We start from the raw sequence: 25,809 nt of genomic DNA on the forward strand, positions 1-25,809 counted from the left end.
CCTGGAATCGAATCGCTTGTCGTGTCGCGGAACCGCCGGCCCCGCGACCTCGGTTCAGTCTTGCGGGAACAAACGCTATTCGTCCACGGGTCCGAAGCCGCCCAGCCCGCGCAGATATTGCGCCCGCACGGTGATCTGGCCCCCCTGGGCGGGGATGTTGACCAGTGCCTGGCGCACCTTGGGCCGGTTGCGCCCCAGCCGCTGGTTGCTGGGGAAGCCGGCGCCGTCCTGCCAGAAGTTGAACTTGTTCTTGCCGTCGCGGTCGTGCGTGAACAGCAGCGCCCATTGCCCGGCGCTCGGCGCGCGGATGCACACCGCCACCGGGCCGTTGCCCTGCGGAGTCGGCGCCCAGACGCGGCGCATCTGCTTGCCCTCGGCCTTCAGGTCGCGGTCGTCGCGCAGGAAATCGGTTTCGTTGGGCGGATAGATCTCCAGCTTCAACCGGCCGCTGCGATCCTTGAGGCCGACGACGTTGACGCGAAGCTGGGGGCCCGAACCATAGGCGCACGATCCGTCCACCGGGTCCTGCTCCACCGCCGCCACCGCGCCCGTGACCGGCAGCGTCGCCGCGCCAAGCGTCAGGACCAGGGCAACACGAAGGGGGTTCATTTCTTGTTCCTCGTCATCAGGGCATGGACGCTGAAGCCCGCGATCAGCGTCACATGGGCAAGAAGCGTGAGCGCCGCAATCAGCGCCATCAGCTCCGACAGGGCTTCACCTTGCCCGATAATCATGATCGCGAAATTGGCGAAAAGTAGTTCCTTGTTGGGCACCAGCGGCAGGCGCCATGCCAGCAGCCGCGCCGCCGCCATCAGCAGCCACACGCCCACCGACACCTGCGGCATCGCGAAATGCCAGGCAAAGGCGATCATCGTCGAGCCAAAGACGATGCGCGCGCAATGGATTCCGAACACCCACCACAGCTGCCCGCGCGGGAGCGAGAAGACCCGCTTGGAAAAGATCATGAAGGGTAGCGACATCGCGAAGATCACCGCGACCGAGCCCATCAGCGTGTTGAATTCGGCGGGCTTGAGCAGGTTGATCCCGAACGGCAGCGCCATCGCCACCACTGCGAGCGTCACGGCATTGCCCGCGATCGCCGACAGGATCGTCACGTCCTTCACCGCGCCGAACGGGGCCGCCACCATCTGGGTCCGCTGCCGCGCCCAGGCATAGAAATACGCCTCGCCCGAATAGCCGATCAGCACTTCGTTCGAGATCCGCTTCTTGTGCAGCGCGGCCATGCCAGCGAACGGGATGTTCCACAGCCGGCGGAAGATGATGTAGTCGAACGTCGGCGGCCCAAGATAATAGACCGCGAACACGAGGTAGAAGAGCGGATTGGTCGGCAGCGCGTCGCTGAGCGCGGTCAGCCCCGATCCGAACAGCTCGCGCCCCAGCCCGACGATCATCAGCAGCGTGAGTCCGCCACCCAGGATCATCGGCCAGCGCCGCTTGATTTTCTCCACGGGCTCCAGGCCCGCAAGGTCGGGAGCGCCCGATAAGGGAGCTTCGACAACGCTCGTGTTCACCGAAGCCTCCACTGCCGGGTCTGTCACCGCTTTTGCATCCAACACCGATACGCCAAAGGAATTTCGTAATTTTGCCGCGCATCACCATGCCGGAGAAACCCGGGGCGCGAACGCGAGCGGGGCTGGTTGGCAACAGATTGCGGTTTATTACGGGGGCGATTTGGGCTTAACAAAGGCGTTCCGCAAGACATGGCTTCCTATAGCACGCTTTCCGGCGACACGCCGCATATCCTGACGTTAGCGCAGACGCTGCGCGGCGGCGGGGTCGAGCGGGCGATGCTGCGCATGGTGCGCGGCTGGACCGAGCGGGGGTGCCGGGTGACGATGGTGCTGGGCAGCAGCGAAGGACCGCTCGCCGCCGAAATCCCCGCGGGCGTGGCGCGAATCGAACTGGGCGACGCCGCCTACACGGCGTTGTTCGCTCTGGCCGCGCATGTGAAGGCTACGGCGCCCGACGTGATTTTCTGCCCCGGCAATCACTACAGCGCCGTCGCCGCCGTCGCCCGGCTCAAGCTGGGGCGCGCATGCCCGCCGATCGTTGCCAAGGTGTCCAACGCGCTGGTGCGGCCCGAAATGGGCGGCATCGCGGCCTGGGGCTATCGCCGCTGGCTGCGGATGCACCCGTGGTTCCTCGACCATGTCGTGGCGATGACGCCGGCAATGGCGGCGGAGGCGGTGCGCGAGATGGGCATCGCCGCCGACCGCGTGTCGGTGATCGCCAATCCGCCCGCCGCACCGATTCCCGACGCGGCGCCGATGGCGCTGCCGGAGGGGCGCTATCTGGTCGGCGTCGGTCGGCTGGAGCCGCAGAAGCGCTGGGACCGGCTGCTCGCGGCGCTGCCCGCGCTGGCCGACCGCAGCATCCCGCTGCTGCTGCTGGGCGAGGGCAGCGCGCGGCCCGCGCTGGAGGCGCAGGTAGCGGCGCTGGGACTGGGCGACCGCGTCCGCATGCCGGGCCATGTCGGCGATCCGCTTCCCGCGTTGCGCGGGGCGACGCTGGCGGTGCTGACGTCGGATTACGAGGGCGTGCCGGGCGTGCTGCGCGAAGCGCTGTCGGTGGGCACGCCAGTGGTGTCGACCGAATCGAGCGTCGCGGTGCGCGAGATCGTGTCCGACCCCATGCTCGGCACCGTACTGGCGCGTGACGATGCCGCCGGGCTGGTCGCGGCGATCGACCACTGGCTCCGCCCCGACGCGGTGCGCCCCGCGCCGGTGCTGGCGGGGGGCGACCCGGTCGGGGACTATCTGGCGCTGTTCGCGCGGCTGATTGCTCAGCGCAGCCGGTAGCGGAAGCCCAGCCACAGCGTGCGCGGCGTCGCGCGCTCGACTACGCCGGGGCCGCTGATCCCCGCCTCCACCCGCGCATCCGCCAGATTCTCCGCGCGCGCCTCGACCGCCAGCGCCGCCGTCAGCGGCAGCGCGACCGCCGCGTCGAGCGTGAAGGCATCGGCAAGGCGGCGGGTGTTCTGGTCATCCTCGAACTGCGGCGCGGCGTAGCGCCCGGTCAGCGAGGCATCCACGCCCCCGCCGCTCCACCCCAGCGTGGCCGATGCCTGGTGCTGCGCGGTCTGTGCGGGGCGCAGCCCGTCCAGCGCCGCCGCCTGGCCCGAGGCATGGACGCGCGAATCGGCATAGGCATAGGACGCCGACACCCGCACCGGCCCGGTCGCATAGCGCGCATCCAGCTCCACGCCGCGTGCCTCTACCGCGTCCAGATTCTGCCGCTGGCGATACACGCCCGCCGCCGAGACAAAGCCTACGCCCGCGAACGTGCCCGGCCCCCGCGCGATAGTGACGTTGGCGATGGCGTCGTCCAGCCGGTTCCAATAGCCGGTCGCGCGCAGCACCAGCCCCTCGGCCGCGCGCCAGTCCGCGCCGATCTCCGCACCGATCAGCTTCTCGGGGTCGAGCGCGGCATTGGCGCCGGTCGCGTCGGCGCCAACGCGGAACGGGCGATACAGTTCGTTGAGCGTCGGCAGGCGCCAGCCGCGATAGGCCGCCGTGCGCAGAGTCACTGCGCCCAGGTCCAGCGCGGCCCCGACACGGCCCGTGGCTTCCCACCCGTCGCGGTTGGCGAATCGTGTGTTGGTCAGCGCCGCGCCGCCGGTCAGCGCGCGCTCGACAAGGCTGCCGCCGGTGATGCTCCAGTGATCGAGCCGCCCGCTCAGGTTGAGCGTCAGCGCCCCCGCCTCCAGGCTGGCATCGGCGAACCCGCCGACGGTCGTGCTCTCGCCGCCCGCGACGCGGCGGCGCGTGGGGCTGCCGCTGACATAGGTGTAGAGTTCCTGGGTGCGCCCCGAGACGCGGCGCACGTCGCTGCCCAGCCTTAGCGTCACGCCGCCGCCCACCGGCGGGGCCAGCTCGAACCGGGCGCCGATGCCGGTCGAGGGCACGCTATACTGGTCGAGCGTCGGGGTGACCGTGTCGCGCGCGTCGCTGACGCTGGCGAAGCCGCTGGCGAACTGGCGGGTCTGGAGATAGGCGAGCGCCGACCAGCCCCAGCCGCCGCGCTTGACGATGCGCAGGCTGGCGTCGGCGCCGTCGCTGGCGACGGGCGTGAAATCAACGCCGCGATCGCGCCGGTCAGTAAAGGCCGAGACATTGGCCTGCAACTCGGCGCCGCCGCCCATGTCGACCACGCCGCGCAGCGCGACGCTGGCCTGTTCATAGGCCGCCGGGCGATCCACCCGCCCGCGATCCTCCGCCACGGTCGGCGTGAAGCCGTCGCCGCGCGCATATTGGCCGGCGAGCGTGACGAAGCCGGTGCCTAGCGTCGCCGCGCCCACTGCGCTCGCATCCACGCTCTCGCGGCTGCCATAGCTGCCGCGCAGTTGCAGCGCGCCCAGATCGGCGGGACTGCCGCTGGTCAGGTCGATCGTGCCCGCCAGCGCGCCGGGACCGGCATAGCCGCTGCCGCCGCCGCGCGTGACGCGCACCGATGCCAGCCGATCGGGCAGATAGGCGGGGAACGCCACCCATCCGCCGAACGGATCGGCCTGCGGCACGCCGTCCAGCGTGAGCAGCGCGCGGCTGGACGCATTGCCCCCCAGCCCGCGCAGCGTGATCCCCTGGCTGGTCGGATGCGCCGAGCGCGAATCGGAACGGCGGAACTGGGCGAGCCCCGCGACGTCGCGCAGCGCATCCTCCAGCCGCCCGCTGGCCGTGCCCGCCAGCCGCTCGCGGTCGATCGTAACGACGTCATAGGCCGCCTCGCCCGGCGGCGTATCGAGCCCGCGCCCGGTAACGACGATGTCGTCCGGGCCGTTCTGGGCAAAGGCGGGTCCGGCGGCGATCAGGCCGGCGACGAGAGCAAGGCGTTTCATGCGGGGGAAAACCGATCGGGATGTGCGGCGGCGACGGAGTCGAGTGCGAGCATCGCCGCCTCTGCCGCCAGCAGCTTGGGATAGGCATCGAGCGGGGCCTCGACACGGCGGGCATTGTAGAGCTGGGGGACGAGGAACAGGTCGGCGATGCCGGGCGCGGTGCCGCCGAGGAAGGGGCCGGAGCCTGCCATCGCCTCCAGCGCGGCCAGCCCCTCGGCGATCCAGTGCTGCGACCAGGCGGCGCGCGCGGCATCGTCGGCATTCAGCACGTGCTTGAGATAGCGGGTGATGCGCAGGTTGTTGATCGGGTGCACGTCCGCGCCGATCACCAGCGCCTGCGCCAGCGCGTGGGCGCGCGCCACCGGATCGGTCGGGATCAGCCGGGGCGTGGGATAGGCAGTGTCGAGCCAGTCGATGATCGCCAGGCTCTGCGTCAGCACGGTGCCGTCGTCGAGCACCAGCGCGGGCACCAGCCCCTGCGGATTGCGCGCGCGATGCTCGGGCGAAAGATGCGCGTCCTCAAGCAGCGGCAGCGCGTGCCTGTCAAAGGCCACGCCCTTCAGGTGCAGCGCGATCCGCACGCGATAGGCGGCGGACGACCGGAAATAATCGTAGAGCAGCATCCCATCCCCCTTTGGTGCCCGGCCGCGTTGGCGCGGCTCTGTGGCGGCGTACCGTCCTGCGCCGGCTTATTCCTGCTGCTGCTCCCCCTCGACGGCCTCGCGGCGGAGCGGTCGACGCATCGCCCTGCGCCCTCCCGTTCCCGCCTGCGCGGCACGTTCGGCCTCGCTCTGCAGCGCGGTCTTGATCATCGCGATCATCGGGTCGGCGAGCGCCAGCCCCATCACGCCGAACAGCGTGCTGGCCAGGATCTGGCCCGACAGGGTGAGTGCGGGCGGCATGTCCACGGTCCGCTTTGCCACCAGCGGCAACAGCACATAGCCGTCGAACGTCTGCACCCCGAAATAGATCGCGATCGCCCACAGCCCCTGATCGACCCCGGCGCTGAAGCCCACCGAGACCATCAGCACGCCGCTCATGAACGCGCCGATATTGGGGATGAAGGCCAGCATGCCCGTGATGATGCCAAGCAACAGCGCCATCGGCACGCCCGCGAACCACAGCAGGAGGAAAGTCAGCACCCCTTCGAACAACATTCCCAACAGGCGCCCGGCGAGCAGCACCCGCAGCGTGCGTGCCATCCGGCCCAGCGTGAGCGCGAACTGGTCGCGCCCCTCGATCGGCACCATCCATTGCAGCCCGCGCTCGTACAGCCGCGGCTCGATCGCGATGAACAGCCCGATCGACAGCACCATGAGCGCGCTCGCCCCCGCACCGATCACCGATCCGACCGCAGAGGTCAGCCGCCCGACCGATCCGAGCGCCTGCTGCGCGATGCCGGTCAGGTCGGAGCGGCCGGGCATGATGCCCAGGCTGGAAATCCATGCGACGACGCGGTTGCCCTGCACTTCCAGCGTGGCGCGGAGCTGTTCGGCCTGTTCCGCAATCTGGACGCCGGTGAGGTAGAACACGCCGATGATGAAGGCGAGCACCAGGATCACGACGATCAGCAGCCGCAGCCCGCGCGGGATCGGCAGCACCTTGCCCAACAGCCGCACACCGCCGTCGAGCATCGAGGCGAAGACAAGCCCCGCGAAGATCAGCAGCAGCGGCTGGACCAGCAGGACCACCAGCGCCACCGCGATCGCCAGCCCGAACCACACCGATGCGCGGCGCAGCTCCGAACGCACGACGGGATCGCGCATTTCGTTGGGGCCGGGTTCGTGGACGACCTGGATGCCTTCGGATTCGGGCGTGGTGGCGGTCACTGCGGGTCCTTTTCCGGGTGAAGCGTCGTGCCGGCGCGGCCCGCGCGGAACGAACCGAGCCATGTCAGCGGGTTCAAGGTGGCGCTACCGTCGAGCGAGAAGGTGATGAATTCGGCGCGGCCGCCGATATTCTCCCACGGCACCGGCCCGCCCAGCCCGTTCTCGGCCACCGAAAAACGGCTGTCGGCGCTGTTGTCGCGATTGTCGCCCATCAGGAACACATGGTCCTTGGGCACGGTGATCTCGGGAGACTCGTCGCCGCGGCTCGGCCCCATGTCGATCGTGTCGTACGAACGCCCGCCGGGCAGCGTCTCGCGATAGATCGGCAGGCGGCAGAACAGCTTGCCCTGCACCCGGACGCGGCGACCATAATAATGCTCGGAATCGCACTGGGTATTGGCATCGACGGCGATGTCGCGCGTGCCCATCGCGCGGCGCGGCACCGCGACGCCGTTCAGATAGACCACGCCGTCGTGCACGCCGATCCGGTCGCCCGGCAGGCCGATCACGCGCTTGATATAGTCGATTTCCTTGCCCGGCGGCGTGACGATCACGACGTCGCCGCGCATCGGCAACCGCCCAAACAGCCGCCCCGGCATGAACGGCAGCAAATGGAACGTCGGCGTGACGAAGCTGTACCCATAGGGAAATTTGGTCACGACCAGCCGGTCGCCCACTTCCAGCCCGGGCAGCATCGATTCCGATGGGATGTAAAACGGTTTGGCAATCAGGCTGTGAAAGCCGAGCACCGCCAGCACCAGCCATACGATGCCCCGCGCCTCTGCCCACCAATCGGTGCCGGGGCGGGTATCCTGGCCTTGATCCACTTGGTCCTGCGTCAATGCCAGCTCGTCCACGGCCACGGCCATCAATCGTCCCTCCCGATCGCCACAGCCTCGATAATCACCATGGCGAACGCCCAGGGATGATCGTCGGTCAACGTCAGATGCACCTTCGCGACGTGGCCTTCGGGCGTGATGGCGTCAAGCCTGGCCTTGGCCCCGCCGGTGAGCGCCAGCGTAGGCGCGCCCGACGGCGAATTGACGACACCGATGTCCTTCATGAACACCCCTGCCTTGAACCCGGTTCCGACCGCCTTGGAAAATGCTTCCTTCGCCGCGAAACGCTTGGCCAGCGTCCCCGCCTTGGTGTGCGGGCGCCGCGCCGCCTTGGCGATCTCGACATCGGTAAAGCTGCGCTGCTCGAACCGCGCACCGAACCGGTCGAGCGACTTCTGGATCCGCTCGATATTGCACAGGTCCGATCCGGTGCCGAGGATCACGACGGAAATCCTCCCCGGCACGGGGAGGGGGACCATGCGCAGCATGGTGGAGGGGGCGTGCCACGGAGGAATCGCGCGCGGCGGGCCCCCTCCACCACGCCTGCGGCGCGGTCCCCCTCCCCGTTCCGGGGAGGATCGGCGATCCGCCTCACCGCGCCGAATCCATCAGCGCGCGCATCCGCTGGACCACCGGCGCCAGCCCGTCGAAAATCGCCTCGCCGATCAGGAAATGGCCGATGTTCAGCTCTGCCACCTGCGGGATCGCCGCGATGGGCACGACATTGTCGAAGGTGAGGCCGTGACCGGCATGCGGCTCCAGTCCGGCCTTGGCAGCCAGCGCAGCGGCGTCAGCGATACGGCGCAGCTCCGCCGCGCGCGCATCCTCCGCCAGTTCGCAATAGCGACCGGTATGGAGTTCCACCACCGGCGCGCCCAGGCGCAGCGCCGCGTCGATCTGGCGCTCGTCAGGCTCGATGAACAGCGACACCCGGCACCCCGCGTCCCGCAGCGCCGCGACCATCGGCGCCAGATGGTTGTGCTGCCCCGCCGCGTCGAGCCCGCCCTCGGTCGTGCGCTCCTCGCGCTTTTCGGGGACGATGCACACCGCGTGCGGGCGATGGCGCAGCGCGATCGCCAGCATCTCGTCGGTCGCCGCCATCTCCAGGTTGAGCGGGATGGTCAGCTCGGCGGCGAGGCGTTCGATGTCCGCGTCGGTGATGTGCCGGCGATCCTCGCGCAGATGCGCAGTGATGCCGTCCGCCCCGGCCTCCGCCGCCAGCAGCGCCGCGCGTACCGGATCGGGATAGCCGCTGCCGCGCGCGTTGCGCACGGTGGCGACATGGTCGATGTTGACGCCGAGGCGGAGCCGCCTGTCCTGAGCCTGTCGAAGGATCATGCCAGCGCGCGGCTCCCCGGCTTGATCGCGGGGATCGCCGCCAGTTCGGGGGGCAGCTGGTCCGCCGGATAGGCGGGCACGTCGAGCTTGAGCAGCGAGATCAGCGGCACGCCGATATCCGCCTTGCCGTTCGAACGATCGACGAGGCAGGCCGCGCCCAGCAGTTCGCCCGGATATTGCCGGATCGCGGCGATGCATTCGCGCGACGAAAGCCCGGTGGTGACGATATCCTCGACCATCACGACGCGCGCGCCGGCGGGAATCTCGAAGCTGCGGCGCAGCTGGAATTCGCCATTCTCGCGCTCGACGAACATCGCCAGGCAGCCCAGCGCGCGGGCGGTTTCGTATCCCGGAATGATACCACCGATCGCCGGCGAGACGACGATGTCGACCGGCCCGAACGATTCGCGGATCAGCGCACCCAGCGCGCCGCACACCCGGCCGGTGCGGACCGGATCTTCGAAAATTCGCATCTTCTGCAGAAAGACGGGAGAGCGCAGGCCGGAAGAGAGGATGAAATGCCCCTCGAGCAACGCGCCCGCAGAGCGGAACTCCTCTAGAATCTCGTCACCGGTCAATGCTGCACTCCTCGGGTTTCAGACCGTCGCAACCCTTAGGACCGGCATTGATCCATCGCAACCGCGCTGAAAAAGTGGTTGAGAAGGTCATTCCCGGAGTATACGCCGCGTCCATTGGGGTGTTTCCTTATCTCGCCTACGGCGCTCTCGGGAACAGGGTGATAACAGACGATGCGCATGCTTGGGTTGACTTCGATTGTAATGGCGGCGGGACTGGCATTCGCCGTTCCGGGCCATGCCCAGAATTCCACGACGCCGGAAGCCCCGGCTGCTGCAACCGCTGCACCGGCCGCGCCGGCGCCTGCGGCGGCGGTTCCGGACCCGACGCTTGACGGCGCCGGAAAGCCGCTGACCCACGCCGTGGCCGGTATCGGCCAGCCGACCGCCGAGGCGGCGTGGCTGCAGGATCAGGTGACTCCGACCGGGCGCGAGGCGCACTGGTTCCACAACGCGATCCTGCTGCCGCTGATCACGATCATCTCGCTGTTCGTGCTCGCGCTGCTGATCTACGTCATGATCCGCTATCGCCGCGCGGCCAATCCGAATCCGTCGCGCACCAGCCACAACACGACGATCGAAATCGTCTGGACGCTGGCGCCGGTGCTGATCCTGATCGCGATCGCCGTACCCTCGATCCGGCTGCTCGCCGCGCAGTTCAAGCCCGCGCCGAAGGAAGCCGTGACGCTGAAGGCGATCGGCAACCAGTGGTTCTGGTCCTACGAATATCCCGACAACGGCGTGACGCTGACCGCCAACCTGCTCAAGGAACAGGGTGAGGTCGGTCCCGGCCAGCGCTATCGCACCGATGCCGACGGCCCCCGCCTGCTGGCGACCGACACGCGTGTCGTGCTGCCCTACGGCGTGCCGATCCGCCTCCAGACCACGGCGCAGGACGTGATCCACAGCTGGGCGATTCCCGCATTCTGGATCAAGCTCGACGCCGTGCCCGGCAAGGTCAACGAAACCAGCTTCATCATCGAGAAGCCGGGTGTGTATTTCGGCCAGTGTTCGGAACTGTGCGGTGCGCGCCACGCCTATATGCCGATCGCGGTAGAGGCCGTGAGCCCCGCCGCCTTCGCGCAGTGGATCGCATCGAAGGGCGGCAAGATGCCGAGCGCCGCGCCGGCAGCGGCCCCCGCCCCCGCCGAAGCCAATGCCACGGCAACCGCCAACGCGACCGCCGAACCGGCAGCCACCAACGACGCAGCGGCCGAAAACGTCGCGGCCGACAACAGCACGGGCAATTGAGATGACCGACACCGCTCTCCCGTACGCCGCGCACGACCATGCGCACGACCATCACGATGCCGATCACAAACCGGGCTTCTTCGCCCGCTGGTTCATGTCGACGAACCACAAGGACATCGGCACGCTGTACCTAATCTTCGCGATCTTCGCGGGGATCGTGGGCGGCGGCATCTCGGGCCTGATGCGCGCCGAGCTGATGCATCCGGGCATCCAGTATCTGCCGACCTGGCTGGGCATGCTGCACGGCGGCAGCCCCAGCCTGGACGAAGCACTGCACTTCTGGAACGTGCTCATCACTGCGCACGGCCTCATCATGGTGTTCTTCATGGTGATGCCGGCGATGATCGGCGGGTTCGGCAACTGGTTCGTCCCCATCATGATCGGCGCGCCGGACATGGCCTTCCCGCGCATGAACAACATCTCGTTCTGGCTGACGGTGTCGGGCTTCATCCTGCTGCTGCTCTCGCCCTTTGTCGGCGTCGGTGCCGGCACCGGCTGGACGGTCTATGCCCCGCTCTCCACTTATGGCGAGCCCGGCATGTCCGTGGACTTCGCGATCCTGTCGCTCCACCTCGCGGGCGCGGCGTCGATTCTGGGCGCGATCAATTTCATCACCACGATCTTCAACATGCGCGCGCCGGGCATGACGCTGCACAAGATGCCGCTGTTCGCCTGGTCGGTGCTGATCACCGCGTTCCTGCTGCTGCTGGCACTGCCGGTGCTGGCCGCCGCGATCACGATGCTGTTGACCGATCGTAACTTCGGCACGGCGTTCTACGACCCGGCCTATGGCGGCGACCCGATCCTGTACCAGCATCTGTTCTGGTTCTTCGGCCACCCCGAAGTGTACATCATGATCCTGCCGGGCTTCGGCATCATCAGCCACATCGTCGCGACGTTCAGCCGCAAGCCGGTGTTCGGCTATCTCGGCATGGCCTACGCCATGGTCGCGATCGGCCTGGTCGGGTTCGTCGTGTGGGCGCACCACATGTTCACCACCGGCCTGTCGGTGACGATCAAGATGTACTTCACCGCCGCCACGATGGTCATCGCGGTGCCCACGGGCGTCAAGATCTTCTCGTGGATCGCGACGATGTGGGGCGGATCGATCAGCTTCAAGACCCCGATGGTCTGGGCGATCGGCTTCATCTTCATGTTCACCGTCGGCGGCGTGACCGGCGTGGTGCTCGCGAACGGTGGCGTCGACGATTACATGCAGGATACCTACTACGTCGTCGCGCACTTCCACTATGTGCTGTCGCTCGGCGCGGTGTTCTCGCTCTTCGCCGGCTTCTACTACTGGTTCCCCAAGATGACGGGGAAGATGTACAACGAGTTCCTCGGCCAGCTGCACTTCTGGGTGTTCTTCATCGGCGTGAACGTGATGTTCTTCCCGATGCACTTCCTGGGCCTGCAGGGCATGCCGCGCCGCTATCCCGACTATCCCGATGCCTATGCGCATTGGAACCAGGTCGCGACCGTGGGCTACATGATCATGGCCGGGGCAATGGTGATCTTCTTCGTCAACGTGATCCTCTCGCTGCTCGCGGGCCGCAAGGCCGAGGGCAATCCCTGGGGCGAAGGCGCGACGACGCTGGAATGGACGCTGTCCAGCCCGCCGCCGTTCCACCAGTTCGAAACGCTGCCCAAGATCGACTGATCGGGCACCCAGCCAAAGACGAGGCGCCTCGGAAGGAGACTTCCGGGGCGCCTTTGTTTTTGCCTCAGAAGATGCGGAACCGGCGCCGGCGTGGCGGGGGCGGTGCCGATGGATCGGCGGGGACGCGCTGCACCACCCATTCGTGGTTCTCGACGATCCATGCCGGCACCGCGCGCCCGGCCGAATCGCGCGAGGGGCGAAAGCGGAGGCGTTCGCGGATGAGCCGACAGGTCGCGGCATCGAGCGCAGCATTGCCGCTGGTCCGCGTGACCACGCATTCGGGCACGCGCCCGTCGATCCCCACAAGATACCGCACGCCGACGACGCCCCCGACCCCGGCCTCCGCTGCCGCTTCGGGATAGTCCGAGTCGCGCAGACCGCCGCGAATCCGCCGGGGCGGGGTTTCGTCGCCGCCGCCCCCGCCATCGCCCGCGCCGCCCTGACCACTGCCGCGCCCGTCCCCCATGCCACCCGCCCCGGTGCCGGGCCCGGCCATCTCGGCAGCTCCCGCGCGCGGCGCGGCACCGGGCCCGGCAACCGGCGCGGTGACCAGCGGCGGCGGCTCCAGCGGCGGACGAACCGGCACCGGCGCCACGATTTCGGCAGGCGTCGCGCGCAGATTGGGCGGTGCCGCCCGGCCCGCCGCGCGTGGAGCGGCACGGGCCCGTTCAGGCTCTACCCGCACCGCAGCCACGGGCCGCGGGGGCACATCGAACGTCACAAGCGTCGGCGCATCCCGCACCGGCGCCCGCGCGACGCCAAGCCCCCAGAGCAGCGCCCAGCCAAGCGCCCCGGTCAACACCGCCGCACCCACCCCCGCCCCGACCCGCGTGCGAGGCGATACGCGAAACGAAGGGGACCGGCGGACCATCGCGCCGTAACGCCCCACCCGGCGTCCCGCTCCGGACACCCGGCCCCCGCGATGCCGATTTATTTATTTATGTTGCCATGCAATGCTCCCGTCAGGGCGCGCGGTTCGTTCAGCCGCAACAAGACACAGCACCGATCGGGGCGACGATGTACAAATGGCCGTATAGCAGCTGGGCGAGCGCCGGAATCGACGCGTGGGCGCTCAGCATCGAGGCATCGACCGTCATCGGCCTGCGCGTCGCCAAGATGGCGGGCGGCGGGCCCGATGTCGGCAGCGAGGCGCTGTTGATGGTGTCGGAAAAGATGCAGTCCGCGCTGGAACTCCAGACCGCGCTGATGACCGGGCGGCTGGGCGCCAATCCGCTGACCGGCACGCGCAAGGTGCTGCGCCACTATCGCCGCAAGGTGAAGGCCAACCGCAAGCGGCTGGGCTGAACCCGGGAGTTTCCCAGAAGCGCAGGCGCCATCGCGCCCTTCCCCCCCGCCGTCCGCGCGCCTATACCGGGCGCTGACATGACCAGCGCGATTGCCTCCCCCGCTTTGCCCGCCGACTGGCGCGACTTCCTGGCGCTGACCAAGCCACGGGTGATGACGCTGGTCGTCTTCACCGGGCTGTGCGGGATGCTGGCCGCGCCGGTGCCGATCCACCCGGTGCTGGGGTTCACCGCGATCCTGTGCATCGCGCTCGGCGCGGGTGCGGCAGGCGCGCTCAACCAATGGTATGAATCCGATCTGGATGCCAAGATGCGGCGCACCCAGAAGCGGCCGCTGCCCGATGGGCGGATGGACCGCCAGTCGGCGCTGCATTTCGGCGTGGGGCTGGCGGGGTTCAGCCTGGCGCTGATGTATTTCGCGATCAATCTGGTCGCCACGCTGATCCTTGCGGCGTCGATCCTGTTCTATGTCTTCATCTACACGATCTGGCTGAAGCGCCGGACGCCGCAGAACATCGTCATCGGCGGCGCGGCGGGCGCGTTTCCGCCGTTGATCGGCTGGGCGGCGGCGACGGGCGACGTGGCGCTGCTGCCGGTGCTGCTGTTCCTGCTGATCTTCCTGTGGACCCCGCCGCATTTCTGGGCGCTCGCGCTGTTCGTGAAGACCGATTACGCCAATGCCGGGGTGCCGATGCTGCCCGTCGTCTCAGGCGAGCGCACGACACGGCATCAGATCGGGCTGTACACGCTGCCGATGGTCGCGGTGGCGATCGCGCCCTGGGCGCTGGGGCTGACCGGCGCGATCTATGGCGCGGCGTCGGTGGTGCTCAATGCGCTGTTCCTGTTGCTGGTCGCGCGCGTCACGTTCCGCACCACGGGTGCGGACGATGCGATGCTGCCCGAAAAGCGGCTGTTCAAATATTCGATCCTCTACCTCTTCGTCCTCTTTGGCGCGTTGGTTGCCGACAGGTGGTTTGCATGAAAGACGATTTGAACCTCGACCTGATCCGCGAGCGCCAGCGATCGCGTGCGCGGGTGATGGCGCTGCTGCTCGGCGCGTTCGTCGTGCTGGTGTTCGCCATCTCGATCGTGAAGATCAAGCTGGGGCATCCGGGATGACCCGCAACCTGCGCACGGCACTGCTGGCGGTGATCGGCGTGTGCACGATGACCGGGCTCGGCTTTGCCAGCGTGCCGCTGTACCGCATGTTCTGCGAGGCGACGGGGCTGAACGGCACCACCCAGCGCGGGCTGCGCGCGCCCGGCACGACGGGGCAGAAGATCACGGTCGCGTTCGACAGCAACGTCAGCAACAAGCTCAACTGGAAGTTCGAGCCCGAGCGGCGATCGGACACGATCGACATCGGCGGGCGGGACATGGCATTCTTCACTGCGAAGAACCTGTCGGACAAGCCGGTGACGGGCACCGCGACGTTCAACGTCACCCCGGTCTATGTCGGCAAATATTTCACCAAGATCCAGTGCTTCTGCTTCACCCAGCAAACGTTGCAGCCGGGGGAAACGGTGCGGATGCCGGTGATCTTCTATGTCGATCCCAAGATCCTGGACGATCCCGACGCGCGCGACGTGCAGGAAATCACTCTGTCCTACACCTTCTATCCGACAGAGACCGCCAAGACCGGGACCTGAGCCCCGAATACGGGGAAATCACGACCGTTGCGGTGCGCGGATTCGCATCTTAAAGCAGTGCCAAACAAGCAAATGGGGACGAGGCGATGGCCGGAGCTAAGAACCACCAATATCACATCCTGCCGCCCAGCATCTGGCCGCTGTTCGGTTCGATGGCGGCATTGGTGCTCGCCGCGGGCGGCATCATGTGGATGCACAGCGCACCGAGCGCGAACCTGGTCTTCTTCGCGGGCGTGGCGGGCATCCTCATCACCTTTTTCGGCTGGTGGTCGGACGTCATCAAGGAAGCGCATGCCGGCGATCACACGCCGATCGTCCAGTTGCACCTGCGCTATGGCATGATCCTGTTCATCGCCTCCGAAGTGATGTTCTTCGTCGGCTGGTTCTGGGCCTGGTTCGATTTCTCGCTCTTCCCCTCGACCGTCGAGGCCGTTGGCGGCACCTGGCCGCCCAAGGGCATGGAAGTGCTCGACGCGTGGAAGCTGCCGCTGCTCAACACGCTGATCCTGCTGTGCTCGGGCACCACGATCACCTGGGCGCATCACGGCCTGCTCCACAACGAGCGCGGCGGCGCCAAGACCGGCCTGTGGGGCCTGCTGGGCGTGGGCGAGAACGACACGGTCAAGAAGGGGCTGTGGCTGACCATTATCCTCGGCCTGCTGTTCAGCTCGCTCCAGGCCTATGAGTATATGGAGGCCCCCTTCCCCTTCAAGGCGGCGAGCGAAGGCGGCAGCAGCTATGGCGGCGCGTTCTTCATGGCGACCGGCTTCCACGGCTTCCACGTCATCGTCGGCACGATCTTCCTGATCGTGAACCTGGTGCGCGTGTACAAGGGCGACTTCACCCCGCGCCAGCATTTCGGGTTCGAAGCGGCGGCCTGGTACTGGCATTTCGTCGACGTGGTGTGGCTGTTCCTGTTCGCGTCGATCTATGTCTGGGGTGGCTGGGGCGCGCCCGTCCACGCGGGCTGACGTGACCGAACAACCCAAGGACAATTCGGGGGGAGGCAGCACGGCGCTGCCTCCCCCTGCCTATTCCGGGCTCTATGGATGCTGCCCGCGTTGCGGGGCCAAGACGCTGTTCAAGCGATTCGCGACCTTTGCCGATCGGTGCAGCAACTGCGGGCTGGATTTCACCGCATTCAACGTCGGCGACGGGCCGGTGGTGTTCCTGACCCTGGGCATCGGCGCGCTGGTCACCGCGCTGGCACTGTGGGTCGAATTCACGTTCGAGCCCGGCGTGCTGATCCATGTCCTGTTGTGGGTGCCGATCACGCTGGCGCTGACGGTGGTAATGCTGCGCTTTTCCAAGGGGCTGTTGCTCGCGCTGGAATATCGCAACAAGGCGCGCGAAGGGCGCATCAAGGACGAGGCCTGATGCCGCGCTTTCCGGTGATACCGACGATCGTCGTCGCTCTGGCGATCGCCGCGATGATCGCGCTGGGCGTGTGGCAACTCGATCGCCGCGCGGAAAAGCACGCTGCGCTGGCGCAATTCGCCGCCAATCTGGACAAGCCGGTCCTCGCCTTTCCGGGCACCGCAGCAGGCGACGCCTATCTGTTCCGCCGCGCCACCGCCGCTTGCCCGTCGCCGACCGGCTGGCGCAGCCAGGGCGGGCGATCGGCCAGCGGCACCAATGGCTGGCGCCAGATCGCCACCTGCCGGGCCGAGGCAGGCCAGCCGCCGCTGCTGGTCGACATGGGCGTCTCCCCCGATCCCGGCTTCAAGCCCGCGTGGCAGGGCGGGCCGGTGACCGGCACGATCACCCACGCGCCGAACCACCAGCCGCTGCTCGCCGCGATGTTCGGCAAGGCGGCGCCCAGGACGCTGATGCTGGTCTCCGACACCGCCGCGCCGGGGCTGGCGCCCACCGCCCGCCCCGATGTGTCGAGCGTGCCGAACAACCACCTGGCCTATGCGGTGCAATGGTTCCTGTTCGCCGGGGTGGCGGGGATCATCTATGTGCTGGCGCTACGGCTGCGGGCGCGGCGCGGGCGGGTTGGCTAGCGGGCGGGCCGGCAAGGTGCTTAACTGCGCGCATGAAGCGCCGGACCATCCGCCGTGCAGGGCTCGCGACGCTTGCGGCGGCGGCATTGCTCAGCGGTTGTCATCGGCCCATTTCTGATCCGGCGAGATTGCAGGAACTTGGAGCAGCAGCCGGATCATTGCGCGTGACGCATCCCGCCGATGCCGCACGGCACTATAGCGAAGTACCGAAAAGCGAATGGCCCGCCGCCATCGCGAACCTTCATCCGGAGCGCGTGGTCGTCCACGAATGGGGCGTGGATGTCGTCATCAAATCCTATTTCGACGGAGGATGGGGGTATCACGTCGCCGAACAACGCCGCGATCTACCGATGTTGGACGGATGTTATTCCGAGATAAGCAAGGGCGTGTTTTGGCACGGCCCATGTTAGGTCACCCCACGCCCGCTTACCGCCGGCTCCGCTCGGCCCCATCGTCCAGGCACCTACTCGCCGCTAAACATCCGCTGTCTTGCTGCCCCGCCCCGCGCCCGCTAACGCAGCCGCCATGCGCTATCACAGCACCCGCGGCGACGCGCCCGTTCTGGGCTTTCGTGACGTAACCCTGGCAGGACTTGCCAGCGACGGCGGACTCTATGTCCCCGAACATTGGCCCAGCTTCACGCCCGATCAGATCGCGGCAATGCGCGGGCTCAGCTATGCCGAGACGGCGGTGCAGGTGATGCTCCCGTTCGTCGGCGACGATCTGAGCGAAGCCGAACTGCGCGCGCTGTGCGAGCAGGCCTATGGCCGCTTCGCCCACGCCGCCGTCACGCCGCTGGTCCAGCTCGACGCGCAGCATTGGCTGCTCGAGCTGTTCCACGGCCCGACGCTGGCGTTCAAGGACGTGGCGCTCCAGCTGCTCGGGCTGCTGTTCGAGAAATTCCTGACCGGCAGCGATGCGCCACTCACCATTGTCGGCGCGACCTCGGGCGATACCGGCAGCGCCGCGATCGACGCAGTGGCCGGGCGGCACGGGGTCGACATCTTCATGCTGCACCCCAAGGGCCGCGTGTCCGAAGTCCAGCGCCGCCAGATGACCACGGTGCTCGCCCCCAATGTCCACAACATCGCGATCGAAGGCAGCTTCGACGATGCGCAGGCGCTGGTGAAGGCGATGTTCAACGACGCCGCCTTTGCCGGCCGTTTCCGGCTGAGCGCCGTCAATTCGATCAACTGGGCGCGGCTGATGGCGCAGGTGGTCTATTATTTCTACACCGCCGTCCGGCTGGGCGGGCCCGAGCGGCCGATCGCCTTTTCGGTGCCTACGGGGAATTTCGGCGACGTGTTCGCAGGCTATGTCGCGGCGCGCATGGGGCTGCCCATCGCGAAGCTGATCGTGGCCACCAACGTCAACGACATCCTGCACCGCGCGCTTTCGACCGGCGATTATTCGGCCGGCACGGTCACGCCCACTGCCGCCCCGTCGATGGACATTCAGGTCAGCTCGAATTTCGAGCGACTGCTGGCGGATCTCGCGGGCGCCTCGGTCGCCGAGCAGATGCGCGGGTTCGAGGCGACGCGCGCGATGCGGCTGACCAATGCCCAGCAGCAGGGCGCCGCCGCGCTGTTCGCCAGCGACCGGGTCGAGCCCGACGACATGAACGAGGCGATGCGCTGGGCCTATGCCGAGACCGGCGAAGTGCTGGACCCGCACACCGCCATCGCGCTGGCCGCGGCGCGCCGCGCGGGGATTGCCGCCGACATTCCCGTGGTGACGCTGGCAACCGCGCACCCCGCCAAGTTCGCCGACGCCGTCGAGCGCGCGACCGGCAACCGCCCGCATGTGCCCGCGCGCGTCGGCGACCTGCACGAGCGGCAGGAGCGCTATGACGTGCTGCCCGCCACGTTCGAGGCTGTCACGGCCTATATCGCCGAACGCGCCAAGCCGCGCCCATGAAGCTGGGCATCCTGACCGGCGAGCCCTGGGCCGATTACGGGCTGGTCGACAGCGGCCATGGGCGCAAGCTGGAACGCTATGGCCCGTATCGCTTCATCCGGCCCGAGCCGCAGGCGATGTGGGCGCCCGCGTCCGAAGACTGGGACGCGCATGGCGAATTCGTCCCCGCCCCCGATGACGAAGGCGGCGGGCGCTGGGTGTTCCACAAGCCGACTCCGCGCGAAGGCTGGCCGCTGGCGTGGGAGGAAGTGCGCTTCACCGCGCAGACCACGCCGTTCCGCCACCTGGGCTTCTTTCCCGACATGGCGCCGGTGTGGCGCTGGATGCGCGGGCAGATCGCCGGGATGGACTCGCCCGAATGCATGAACCTGTTCGGCTATACCGGCGTCGGCACGCTGGCGCTGGCGGCGGCGGGCGCGCGGATGACGCATGTCGATGCGTCGAAGAAATCGGTCGCCGAGGGCAAGGCCAATGCCGCGCTGTCGGGGATGGAAGACAAGCCCATCCGCTGGATGATCGACGACGCGATGAAATTCACGGCGCGCGAAGGCCGGCGCGGGCGGCGCTATGACGGGATCATCCTCGATCCGCCCAAATGGGGGCGCGGACCGAACGGCGAAGTGTGGAAGCTGGAGGAAGGGCTGCCGGGGCTGATCGCCGATTGCCGGACGCTGCTGGATGCCGATTCGCGCTTCCTGTTCCTCACGGTCTATGCGGTGCGCATGTCGGCGCTGGCGATCGGGGAGCTGGTGCGCCAGCATTTCGCCGATCTGGGTGGCACGGTCGATTGCGGCGAACTGACCGTGCGCGAGGAAGCGCGCGGACTGATGCTGCCGACTGCCATCTATGCGCGGTGGAGCCGCGATTGAGCGGGCTGTTCGCGTTCCTGGCGACCGCGATCGCCGACAGCGCCGAGGGCCGCCGCCCCGGCGCGCGCCACGCGATGCTGGTCTATGTGACTGCAGCGGATTTCGACGCCGCCCAGCGGCGCGCGGCGGGCGTCGCTATCGGCGCGGGCTGGATGCTGGTGCGACTGGAAAAGGGCTCGCCGCTGGATGCGGGCGCTGCGACAGGCGATCCGGTGCTCGATGCGGCGGCGGCTACCGCTCTCGAGGAAGGCTCGGCGCTGGTCGTCTATGCCGACGAACTACCAGCGGACGCCTGAAGGAAGAGGTTCGCGCAGAGGCGCAGAGGACGCAGAGAAGAAGAAGGGGGTTCCACGCGAAGGCGCGAAGACGCGAAGACGATGGGTCCGCAGGGCACCGCGTTTTCGTTCTGCGGCGTAGCCGCCCGTATCGCGCTTCGCGCCTTCGCGTGCGAAAAACCTTCTCTGCGTCCTCTGCGCCTCTGCGCGAACCCCTCTCTTCTTTTGCCTTTCAGCTCCGTCCCATGCGTATCGCCGCCCCCGCGACGAACGGGCATCCCGCGACCAGCAACAGGCTCACCGCGCCCAGCAGCTTGAACGCCCCCGGCTGGTCGCCGGTCGCGCCTGCGCCGAAGATCAGCAGCGGCACCGCAAAGGGCAGCATCACCAGCCCCGCCAGCGCCCCCGCCCCGCGCAGCCCCGCGACCAAAGCCGCCGTCGCCACGCCCAGCGCCGCCAGCCCCGGCGTGCCGATCGCCAGCGCGATCAGGATCGGCGCCAGCGTCGCGCCAGGTATCTGGAGCAGCCCCGCCGCGACCACGCTGGCCGCCAGCAGCGCGGGCGCGAAGCCCAGCCAGTGGCCCGCGATCTTCGCCGCCGCCACGGTCGAATCCGAAATCCCGCGCGCCGCGAACTGATCGAGCACGCCGCTTTCGGCATCGGGCGCCACCAACCGCTCGACCGGGAGCAGCGCCGCGAGCAGCGCCGCCGCCCAGATCACCCCGCCGCCGACCCGCGCCAGCAACCGCGCATCGGGCCCGATCGCAAAGGGGAACAGGATCGCCACCAGCAGGAAGAACGCGACCGGCATCAACAGCCCGCCCGTGCTCCACGCCCGGCGCAGCTCGCGCCACACGATCGCGCCGAACGCGCTCACGCCCCGACCCCGATCCACGCCGAAAACCGCCCTTCGACAAGCTCAGGGCAAACGGGAGTGGGGGCCGGGTTCACAATGCAATCTCCTGCGCATCGGGCAGTGCCATCGGCAGATGCGTGGCGACCAGCACGATCCCGCCGCCTGCGCGGTGGCGGGCGATCAGCGCCTCCAGCGCCGCGACCGAGGCCGTGTCCAGCCCGTTGGCAGGCTCATCGAGCAGCCACACCGGCGCGCCGCTGGCGACCACGCGGGCGAGCGCGGCGCGGCGGCGCTGGCCGGTGGAGAGCAGCCGCACGGGCACTTGTGCCAGATCGGCCATTCCCACGGCGTCCAATGCGGGGCCGATGTCCGCCGTCCCGTCGATTCGGGCCCAGAAACGCAGCGCCGCCGCGACGCTCAACTCGGGGTCGAGCGCCGCCGCCTCGCTCAGCAACGCGCGGGCGCCCTGGCCCTCCACCTGCCCGGCGGCAGGCGCCAGCAGCCCGGCGGCGATGCGGATCATGCTCGACTTGCCGGTGCCGTTGGGGCCGACCACCAGCGCCGCAGCCCCCGGCGCCAGCGCGAAGCTGAGCCCTTCGAACAACAACCGCCCGCCGCGCACACAGGCCACGTCGCGAAACGCGAGAGCCGCGCTCACTCGGCCGAATCCTCCAGCGCGTGCATATCGTCGTCGGACAGGCCGAAATGATGCCCGACTTCGTGCACCACGACATGGGTGACCAGCGCCTCCAGGCTGACGCCGGTGTGCACCCATTCGTCGAGCAGCGGGCGGCGGTACAAATGGATGCGATCGGGCAGCGCGCCCGAATCGAATGCCGATTTCTCACCCACCGGGCGGCCATGGTACAGCCCGGTCAGGTCGAACGGGTCCTCGATCCCCAGCGCGTCGAGCGTCTCGTCATCGGCGAAATCCTCGACGATCAGCACCACATCGGCCAGATAGGCCGCGAACGGTTCCGGGATGCGCGCCAATGCGGCCCGCGCCAGCGTTTCGATCGTGCCCGCATCGGGCGCATGGGTTGGTGCTTGCCCGCGCATGGCGGAACCCATAGGCCGTGCACATAACAGGCGGCAAGGAGAGTGTGATGGTTGGGCGGTTGACCGAGGGGTTGCGCAACGAATCGCTGGCGGCACTGCCCGACTGGACGTTCGATCCGGCGCGCGACGCGATCACGCGGCGCTTCCTGTTCCGCGATTTCAACGAAGCCTTCGGGTTCATGACGCGCGTGGCGCTGCTCGCCGACAAGGTCGATCACCACCCCGAATGGTCGAACGTGTGGAACCGGGTGGACATCGCGCTGACCACGCATGACGCCGGCGGCCTTTCGACCCGCGACATCCAGATGGCACAGGCTATCGACGCGCTGCTTTAACAGGGGCCGGGGCCGGGGCCGGTGCCGGCCCCGATCTAGCGCAGCCCGCCGCGCATCTGCCGGCGCAGCTTGCCCGGCATCCAGCGCGCGGCAAAGGCCAGCCGCCGTGCCGTCTTGCCGACGATGATGTGCAGCCGGTCGCCGTGCACGGCGTTCCACACGGCCTCCGCCACGGTTTCCACCGGCGTGAACTCCAGCCCGGCATCGCGCACCGAATCGCGCGCGGTGCGATTGCTGCCGCCCACGCTCGAATCGAGCAGCGGCGTGTCGATGAAGCTCGGCATCAGCACGCGCACCTTGATCCCCGCGCCCGCCCATTCGGCATCGAGCGATTCGGAAAGCCCGCGCACGCCGAACTTGACGGCGCAGTACAGCGCCAGCCCCGACGAGCCGTAAATGCCCGCCGCCGAAGACGTGTTGACCAGCGTCGATCCCCAGGTGGTCTTGAGCAGCGGATAGGCGGCCCGCGCGCCGTTGATGACGCCGACCAGGTTGATGCCGACGATCCGGTCGATCTCGTCGTCGGTGGCATCGGCAAAGGGGCCGCCGACCGCGATTCCCGCATTGTTGAACAGCACGTCGAGCCGACCGCCGCTAACTTCGGCGAACGCTTCCAATGCGCTGCGCCACGCATCGCGGTCGCGCACGTCCATCACATGGGCGGTCGCCATGCCGGCGGGCAGCATCGCCTGCGTCGCCGCCAGCGCGCCCGCATTGACGTCCGCCAGCCCGATGCGCCAGCCGCGCGCCGCGAAATAAACCGCAACCGCCTGGCCGATGCCCGATCCGCCGCCGGTGATGAAGATCGCCTTCTCGCTCGCCATTCCCGCTCTCCCCTGCCGTCTTTTTTGACCTTTGCCCCGCCATCCCGCACAGTCTGGCGGGATGGCAGCACCCAGGCATAACGTTACTTTCAGAAATGTCAGCAAACGCTACGCGGCGCTGGCGGCGGTTAACGATGTTTCGCTGGAGATCGCCGGGGGCAGCTTCGTCGCGCTGGTCGGCGCGTCCGGCTCGGGCAAGTCGACGTTGCTCAAGATGGTCAACCGGCTGATCGCGCCCGATTCGGGGGATGTCCTGATCGACGGCGCCCCCGTGGCGGACGCGCCGGTCGCGGGGTTGCGGCGGCAGATCGGCTATGTCTTCCAGAATGTCGGGCTGTTCCCGCACATGACGGTGGGGGAGAATGTCGCGATCGGGCTCCGGCTGGCGGGCGAGCGCGACGCCGGCCCGCGCATTGCCGAGATGCTGCAACTGGTCGAACTGCCACCGGAGGTTGCCGCGCGGATGCCCGATGCGCTGTCGGGCGGGCAGCGCCAGCGGGTCGGCGTGGCGCGCGCGCTGGCCACACGGCCCCGGCTGCTGCTGATGGACGAGCCGTTCGGCGCGCTCGATCCCGTCACGCGCGATGCGCTGGGCAAGGCGATTCGCGGGCTCCACGCCGCCATGGGCCTGACGACGATTCTCGTGACGCACGACATGGCGGAGGCGCTGCTGCTCGCCGATCGCGTGCTGGTGATGGACGCCGGGCGCATCGTTGCCGACGCGAGCCCGCGCGATCTGCTCACCGGGCGAGCCGGGCCGGTCGCCGACGCGCTGGTCGCGGTGCCGCGCGAACAGGCACGGCGGCTGGCGGAGATGGGCGCATGACCGCCGCCTTTGCCCGCGTGCCCGAATTGCTGGCGCAGCATCTGCTGCTCGCCTTTGCCGCGTTGCTGCTGGGGCTGGTGGTCAGCCTGCCGCTGATCGTGCTGTCCGCGCGCAACAGGATCGTCGCGCGCATCGCGCTGGGCATCGCCAGCCTGGTCCAGACGATTCCCGGCCTTGCGCTGCTCGCGCTCTTCTACCCGCTGCTGCTTTGGCTGTCGGCGCTGCTCGGCGGGGGCATCCCGGCGCTGGGCTTCCTGCCCGCGCTGCTGGCGCTGTCGCTCTATGGCGTGCTGCCGATCCTGCGCAACGGCGTGACCGGGCTTGCGGGCATCGACCCGGCGGTGATCGAGGCGGCGGACGGCATGGGGATGACCCGCGCGCAGAAATTGCGGCTGGTAGAGGCGCCGCTGGTCGCCCCCGTGCTGATGGCGGGCATCCGCACGGCGGCGGTGTGGACGATCGGCGCTGCGACCTTGTCCACCACGGTCGGCCAGCCGAGCCTGGGCGACCTGATCTTTGCCGGGCTCCAGACCCAGAACTGGGCGCTGGTGCTGGCCGGGTGCGTCGCGGCGGCGGGGCTGGCGCTGGCGGTCGACGCGCTGCTCGGGCTTGCGGAATTCGGGATCGCGCGCCGGCGGCGCGGGCTGGTGTGGGGCAGCCTGGGCGTGCTTGCGGCGGCGGTGCTCGTCGCGCTCGCCCCCGCCTGGCCGCAGGGCAGGGGCGTGGTGACCGTGGGGGCCAAGGGCTTTTCGGAGCAATATATCCTGGCCCGCGTGATCGGTCATCGGCTGGAGGCGGCGGGATACACCGTGCGCTACCGCGAGGGGCTGGGTTCGGCGGTGGCGTTCAGCGCGCTCGCGGGCGGCGATATCGACGTCTATGTCGATTATTCGGGCACGCTATGGACCAACCGGATGGCGCGCAGCGACGTGCCCCCGCGCGCCGCACTGGTCGCGGGAGTCAGTGACTGGGCGCGGCGCAGCCATGGCGTGACGCTGCTCGGGTCGCTGGGGTTCGAGAATGCCTATGCCTTTGCGATGCGTGGCGACGATGCGCGGCGGCGCGGCATCGCCACGCTGGCCGATCTGGCGCGGCAGGCGCCGGGGATGCGACTCGCCACCGACATCGAGTTTCTGGAGCGCCCCGAATGGCGCGCGGTCCGCGATGCCTATGGCCTGCGCTTCCAGTCGGCCCATCCCTATCAACCCACCTTCATGTACCGCGCGCTGGCGAGCGGGGCGGCGGACGTGATCCCGGCCTTTTCGTCCGACGGGCGGATTGCTGCGCAGCATCTGGCGGTGCTTGCCGATCCCAAGGGCGCGATTCCCGGCTATGACGCAGTGCTGCTGCTGGCCCCTGCGCGCGGCAGGGATGCGAAATTCGTCGCGGCGCTGCGCCCGCTGGTGAATGCGATTTCGGTCGAGCGGATGCGCGAGGCAAATTACATGGTCGACCGCGACGAGGCCAAGCAATCGCCCGACGCCGCCGCCCGCTGGCTGGAGCGTGGACTTCCGCGCTGAACTTCTGATAACGCTGTCGCAT

General features: G+C 68.5%; 31 protein-coding genes. 17 read left to right on the forward strand and 14 right to left on the reverse strand.

The annotated features are described in order from the left end of the window. Positions 1-75 precede the first annotated feature (75 nt). Complete coding sequence (locus ACG3SL_RS16700; protein WP_448662292.1) at positions 76-609, reverse strand: DUF2141 domain-containing protein; 534 nt, start codon at positions 607-609, stop codon at positions 76-78. Continuing rightward, positions 606-1,532 (reverse strand): hypothetical protein, encoded by a 927-nt coding sequence (locus ACG3SL_RS16705; RefSeq protein ID WP_448662293.1) that lies wholly within the window; start codon positions 1,530-1,532, stop codon positions 606-608. Before ACG3SL_RS16705 ends, ACG3SL_RS16700 begins: the two co-directional genes overlap by 4 nt. Positions 1,533-1,721: 189 nt before the next feature. Here ACG3SL_RS16705 and ACG3SL_RS16710 point away from each other — a divergent pair, with 189 nt between their 5' ends. Then, positions 1,722-2,819: a glycosyltransferase gene (locus tag ACG3SL_RS16710; protein ID WP_448662294.1), complete on the forward strand. Its 1,098-nt coding sequence runs from the start codon at positions 1,722-1,724 to the stop codon at positions 2,817-2,819. Here the strand turns inward: ACG3SL_RS16710 and ACG3SL_RS16715 are convergent. The 7 genes from ACG3SL_RS16715 to pyrE form a co-directional block, all read right to left on the reverse strand. Further along, complete coding sequence (locus ACG3SL_RS16715) at positions 2,804-4,855, reverse strand: TonB-dependent receptor (protein WP_448662295.1); 2,052 nt, start codon at positions 4,853-4,855, stop codon at positions 2,804-2,806. The genes ACG3SL_RS16710 and ACG3SL_RS16715 overlap by 16 nt on opposite strands. Continuing rightward, positions 4,852-5,478 carry a maleylacetoacetate isomerase gene (gene maiA, locus ACG3SL_RS16720; protein WP_448662296.1) on the reverse strand — a complete coding sequence of 209 codons (627 nt, stop codon included), beginning with the start codon at positions 5,476-5,478 and terminating at the stop codon, positions 4,852-4,854. The genes ACG3SL_RS16715 and maiA overlap by 4 nt, the downstream gene beginning before the upstream one ends. A gap of 66 nt (positions 5,479-5,544) precedes the next feature. Beyond that, positions 5,545-6,621: an AI-2E family transporter gene (locus tag ACG3SL_RS16725; protein ID WP_448665157.1), complete on the reverse strand. Its 1,077-nt coding sequence runs from the start codon at positions 6,619-6,621 to the stop codon at positions 5,545-5,547. 59 nt (positions 6,622-6,680) lie between these two features. After that, complete coding sequence (gene lepB / locus ACG3SL_RS16730) at positions 6,681-7,553, reverse strand: signal peptidase I (protein WP_448662297.1); 873 nt, start codon at positions 7,551-7,553, stop codon at positions 6,681-6,683. Next, on the reverse strand, positions 7,553-7,966 hold the full coding sequence (gene acpS / locus ACG3SL_RS16735; RefSeq protein ID WP_448665158.1) for a holo-ACP synthase: 414 nt from the start codon (positions 7,964-7,966) through the stop codon (positions 7,553-7,555). The genes lepB and acpS overlap by 1 nt, the downstream gene beginning before the upstream one ends. Positions 7,967-8,114: 148 nt before the next feature. Continuing rightward, positions 8,115-8,861, reverse strand: coding sequence for a pyridoxine 5'-phosphate synthase (locus ACG3SL_RS16740; protein ID WP_448662298.1), 747 nt, complete (start codon positions 8,859-8,861; stop codon positions 8,115-8,117). Further along, positions 8,858-9,439, reverse strand: a complete 582-nt coding sequence (gene pyrE, locus ACG3SL_RS16745; protein ID WP_448662299.1) for an orotate phosphoribosyltransferase — start codon at positions 9,437-9,439, stop codon at positions 8,858-8,860. Before pyrE ends, ACG3SL_RS16740 begins: the two co-directional genes overlap by 4 nt. 171 nt (positions 9,440-9,610) lie before the next feature. On the opposite strand from pyrE, the gene coxB reads away from it, so the two are divergent. Together coxB and ctaD are read left to right on the forward strand one after the other, a co-directional pair. After that, positions 9,611-10,687: a cytochrome c oxidase subunit II gene (gene coxB / locus ACG3SL_RS16750; protein WP_448662300.1), complete on the forward strand. Its 1,077-nt coding sequence runs from the start codon at positions 9,611-9,613 to the stop codon at positions 10,685-10,687. 1 nt (position 10,688) lies between these two features. Further along, complete coding sequence (gene ctaD / locus ACG3SL_RS16755; protein WP_448662301.1) at positions 10,689-12,347, forward strand: cytochrome c oxidase subunit I; 1,659 nt, start codon at positions 10,689-10,691, stop codon at positions 12,345-12,347. A gap of 64 nt (positions 12,348-12,411) precedes the next feature. Here ctaD and ACG3SL_RS16760 read toward each other — a convergent pair whose 3' ends face one another. Then, the gene (locus ACG3SL_RS16760; protein ID WP_448662302.1) at positions 12,412-13,149 is read right to left on the reverse strand and encodes an energy transducer TonB; all 738 of its coding nucleotides are present in this window, start codon (positions 13,147-13,149) and stop codon (positions 12,412-12,414) included. A 215-nt stretch (positions 13,150-13,364) separates the two neighbouring features. Here ACG3SL_RS16760 and ACG3SL_RS16765 point away from each other — a divergent pair, with 215 nt between their 5' ends. The 11 genes from ACG3SL_RS16765 to ACG3SL_RS16815 all read left to right on the forward strand — a co-directional run bounded on the left by ACG3SL_RS16765 (position 13,365) and on the right by ACG3SL_RS16815 (position 20,388). Continuing rightward, complete coding sequence (locus tag ACG3SL_RS16765) at positions 13,365-13,652, forward strand: hypothetical protein (RefSeq protein WP_448662303.1); 288 nt, start codon at positions 13,365-13,367, stop codon at positions 13,650-13,652. 78 nt (positions 13,653-13,730) lie between these two features. Further along, positions 13,731-14,633 carry a heme o synthase gene (locus ACG3SL_RS16770; RefSeq protein WP_448662304.1) on the forward strand — a complete coding sequence of 301 codons (903 nt, stop codon included), beginning with the start codon at positions 13,731-13,733 and terminating at the stop codon, positions 14,631-14,633. Further along, complete coding sequence (locus ACG3SL_RS16775; protein ID WP_448662305.1) at positions 14,630-14,770, forward strand: hypothetical protein; 141 nt, start codon at positions 14,630-14,632, stop codon at positions 14,768-14,770. The genes ACG3SL_RS16770 and ACG3SL_RS16775 overlap by 4 nt, the downstream gene beginning before the upstream one ends. Continuing rightward, entirely contained in the window at positions 14,767-15,300 is a 534-nt protein-coding gene (locus ACG3SL_RS16780; RefSeq protein WP_448662306.1) for a cytochrome c oxidase assembly protein, read from the forward strand. The genes ACG3SL_RS16775 and ACG3SL_RS16780 overlap by 4 nt, the downstream gene beginning before the upstream one ends. 86 nt (positions 15,301-15,386) lie before the next feature. Next, positions 15,387-16,271, forward strand: a complete 885-nt coding sequence (locus tag ACG3SL_RS16785; protein WP_448662307.1) for a cytochrome c oxidase subunit 3 — start codon at positions 15,387-15,389, stop codon at positions 16,269-16,271. Position 16,272: 1 nt separating this feature from the next. Further along, entirely contained in the window at positions 16,273-16,677 is a 405-nt protein-coding gene (locus tag ACG3SL_RS16790; protein WP_448662308.1) for a DUF983 domain-containing protein, read from the forward strand. Further along, positions 16,677-17,306 (forward strand): SURF1 family protein, encoded by a 630-nt coding sequence (locus ACG3SL_RS16795; RefSeq protein WP_448662309.1) that lies wholly within the window; start codon positions 16,677-16,679, stop codon positions 17,304-17,306. Before ACG3SL_RS16790 ends, ACG3SL_RS16795 begins: the two co-directional genes overlap by 1 nt. A 32-nt stretch (positions 17,307-17,338) precedes the next feature. Further along, on the forward strand, positions 17,339-17,716 hold the full coding sequence (locus tag ACG3SL_RS16800; RefSeq protein ID WP_448662310.1) for a hypothetical protein: 378 nt from the start codon (positions 17,339-17,341) through the stop codon (positions 17,714-17,716). Positions 17,717-17,831: 115 nt separating this feature from the next. Further along, complete coding sequence (thrC, locus tag ACG3SL_RS16805; protein ID WP_448662311.1) at positions 17,832-19,223, forward strand: threonine synthase; 1,392 nt, start codon at positions 17,832-17,834, stop codon at positions 19,221-19,223. After that, positions 19,220-20,092 carry a class I SAM-dependent methyltransferase gene (locus ACG3SL_RS16810; protein WP_448662312.1) on the forward strand — a complete coding sequence of 291 codons (873 nt, stop codon included), beginning with the start codon at positions 19,220-19,222 and terminating at the stop codon, positions 20,090-20,092. Before thrC ends, ACG3SL_RS16810 begins: the two co-directional genes overlap by 4 nt. Further along, positions 20,089-20,388: a hypothetical protein gene (locus ACG3SL_RS16815; protein WP_448662313.1), complete on the forward strand. Its 300-nt coding sequence runs from the start codon at positions 20,089-20,091 to the stop codon at positions 20,386-20,388. Before ACG3SL_RS16810 ends, ACG3SL_RS16815 begins: the two co-directional genes overlap by 4 nt. Positions 20,389-20,599: 211 nt before the next feature. On the opposite strand, the gene ACG3SL_RS16820 is transcribed toward ACG3SL_RS16815, so the two are convergent. From ACG3SL_RS16820 to ACG3SL_RS16830, 3 genes are all read right to left on the reverse strand, one after another. Then, positions 20,600-21,244, reverse strand: a complete 645-nt coding sequence (locus ACG3SL_RS16820; protein ID WP_448662314.1) for a heme exporter protein CcmB — start codon at positions 21,242-21,244, stop codon at positions 20,600-20,602. 70 nt (positions 21,245-21,314) lie between these two features. Beyond that, the gene (gene ccmA / locus ACG3SL_RS16825) at positions 21,315-21,881 is read right to left on the reverse strand and encodes a heme ABC exporter ATP-binding protein CcmA (protein WP_448662315.1); all 567 of its coding nucleotides are present in this window, start codon (positions 21,879-21,881) and stop codon (positions 21,315-21,317) included. After that, a complete protein-coding gene (locus ACG3SL_RS16830; protein ID WP_448662316.1) occupies positions 21,878-22,282 on the reverse strand; it encodes a metallopeptidase family protein in 405 nt (134 codons plus the stop codon). Before ACG3SL_RS16830 ends, ccmA begins: the two co-directional genes overlap by 4 nt. A gap of 44 nt (positions 22,283-22,326) precedes the next feature. Between ACG3SL_RS16830 and ACG3SL_RS16835 the strand changes: the two genes are divergently transcribed. After that, positions 22,327-22,617 carry a 4a-hydroxytetrahydrobiopterin dehydratase gene (locus tag ACG3SL_RS16835; RefSeq protein ID WP_448662317.1) on the forward strand — a complete coding sequence of 97 codons (291 nt, stop codon included), beginning with the start codon at positions 22,327-22,329 and terminating at the stop codon, positions 22,615-22,617. A 35-nt stretch (positions 22,618-22,652) separates the two neighbouring features. On the opposite strand, the gene ACG3SL_RS16840 is transcribed toward ACG3SL_RS16835, so the two are convergent. Further along, positions 22,653-23,441, reverse strand: a complete 789-nt coding sequence (locus ACG3SL_RS16840; protein ID WP_448662318.1) for an SDR family oxidoreductase — start codon at positions 23,439-23,441, stop codon at positions 22,653-22,655. Between the two features lie 61 nt (positions 23,442-23,502). Between ACG3SL_RS16840 and ACG3SL_RS16845 the strand changes: the two genes are divergently transcribed. Beyond that, on the forward strand, positions 23,503-24,267 hold the full coding sequence (locus ACG3SL_RS16845; RefSeq protein WP_448662319.1) for an ATP-binding cassette domain-containing protein: 765 nt from the start codon (positions 23,503-23,505) through the stop codon (positions 24,265-24,267). After that, complete coding sequence (locus ACG3SL_RS16850) at positions 24,264-25,787, forward strand: ABC transporter permease/substrate-binding protein (protein WP_448662320.1); 1,524 nt, start codon at positions 24,264-24,266, stop codon at positions 25,785-25,787. Before ACG3SL_RS16845 ends, ACG3SL_RS16850 begins: the two co-directional genes overlap by 4 nt. The last annotated feature ends 22 nt before the right edge of the window (positions 25,788-25,809 follow it).

Source organism: Sphingomonas degradans, from assembly GCF_053502645.1.

Excerpts from the sequence above, each read along its gene's own strand:
- ACG3SL_RS16700 (WP_448662292.1), bottom strand. The coding sequence starts at position 609 with ATGAACCCCCTTCGTGTTGCCCTGGTCCTGACGCTTGGCGCGGCGACG.
- ACG3SL_RS16710 (WP_448662294.1), top strand. The coding sequence starts at position 1,722 with ATGGCTTCCTATAGCACGCTTTCCGGCGACACGCCGCATATCCTGACG.
- ACG3SL_RS16715 (WP_448662295.1), bottom strand. The coding sequence starts at position 4,855 with ATGAAACGCCTTGCTCTCGTCGCCGGCCTGATCGCCGCCGGACCCGCC.
- maiA (WP_448662296.1), bottom strand. The coding sequence starts at position 5,478 with ATGCTGCTCTACGATTATTTCCGGTCGTCCGCCGCCTATCGCGTGCGG.
- ACG3SL_RS16725 (WP_448665157.1), bottom strand. The coding sequence starts at position 6,621 with ATGCGCGATCCCGTCGTGCGTTCGGAGCTGCGCCGCGCATCGGTGTGG.
- lepB (WP_448662297.1), bottom strand. The coding sequence starts at position 7,553 with ATGGCCGTGGCCGTGGACGAGCTGGCATTGACGCAGGACCAAGTGGAT.
- ACG3SL_RS16740 (WP_448662298.1), bottom strand. The coding sequence starts at position 8,861 with ATGATCCTTCGACAGGCTCAGGACAGGCGGCTCCGCCTCGGCGTCAAC.
- coxB (WP_448662300.1), top strand. The coding sequence starts at position 9,611 with ATGCGCATGCTTGGGTTGACTTCGATTGTAATGGCGGCGGGACTGGCA.
- ctaD (WP_448662301.1), top strand. The coding sequence starts at position 10,689 with ATGACCGACACCGCTCTCCCGTACGCCGCGCACGACCATGCGCACGAC.
- ACG3SL_RS16765 (WP_448662303.1), top strand. The coding sequence starts at position 13,365 with ATGTACAAATGGCCGTATAGCAGCTGGGCGAGCGCCGGAATCGACGCG.
- ACG3SL_RS16770 (WP_448662304.1), top strand. The coding sequence starts at position 13,731 with ATGACCAGCGCGATTGCCTCCCCCGCTTTGCCCGCCGACTGGCGCGAC.
- ACG3SL_RS16775 (WP_448662305.1), top strand. The coding sequence starts at position 14,630 with ATGAAAGACGATTTGAACCTCGACCTGATCCGCGAGCGCCAGCGATCG.
- ACG3SL_RS16780 (WP_448662306.1), top strand. The coding sequence starts at position 14,767 with ATGACCCGCAACCTGCGCACGGCACTGCTGGCGGTGATCGGCGTGTGC.
- ACG3SL_RS16785 (WP_448662307.1), top strand. The coding sequence starts at position 15,387 with ATGGCCGGAGCTAAGAACCACCAATATCACATCCTGCCGCCCAGCATC.
- ACG3SL_RS16795 (WP_448662309.1), top strand. The coding sequence starts at position 16,677 with ATGCCGCGCTTTCCGGTGATACCGACGATCGTCGTCGCTCTGGCGATC.
- ACG3SL_RS16800 (WP_448662310.1), top strand. The coding sequence starts at position 17,339 with ATGAAGCGCCGGACCATCCGCCGTGCAGGGCTCGCGACGCTTGCGGCG.
- thrC (WP_448662311.1), top strand. The coding sequence starts at position 17,832 with ATGCGCTATCACAGCACCCGCGGCGACGCGCCCGTTCTGGGCTTTCGT.
- ACG3SL_RS16810 (WP_448662312.1), top strand. The coding sequence starts at position 19,220 with ATGAAGCTGGGCATCCTGACCGGCGAGCCCTGGGCCGATTACGGGCTG.
- ACG3SL_RS16830 (WP_448662316.1), bottom strand. The coding sequence starts at position 22,282 with ATGCGCGGGCAAGCACCAACCCATGCGCCCGATGCGGGCACGATCGAA.
- ACG3SL_RS16840 (WP_448662318.1), bottom strand. The coding sequence starts at position 23,441 with ATGGCGAGCGAGAAGGCGATCTTCATCACCGGCGGCGGATCGGGCATC.
- ACG3SL_RS16845 (WP_448662319.1), top strand. The coding sequence starts at position 23,503 with ATGGCAGCACCCAGGCATAACGTTACTTTCAGAAATGTCAGCAAACGC.
- ACG3SL_RS16850 (WP_448662320.1), top strand. The coding sequence starts at position 24,264 with ATGACCGCCGCCTTTGCCCGCGTGCCCGAATTGCTGGCGCAGCATCTG.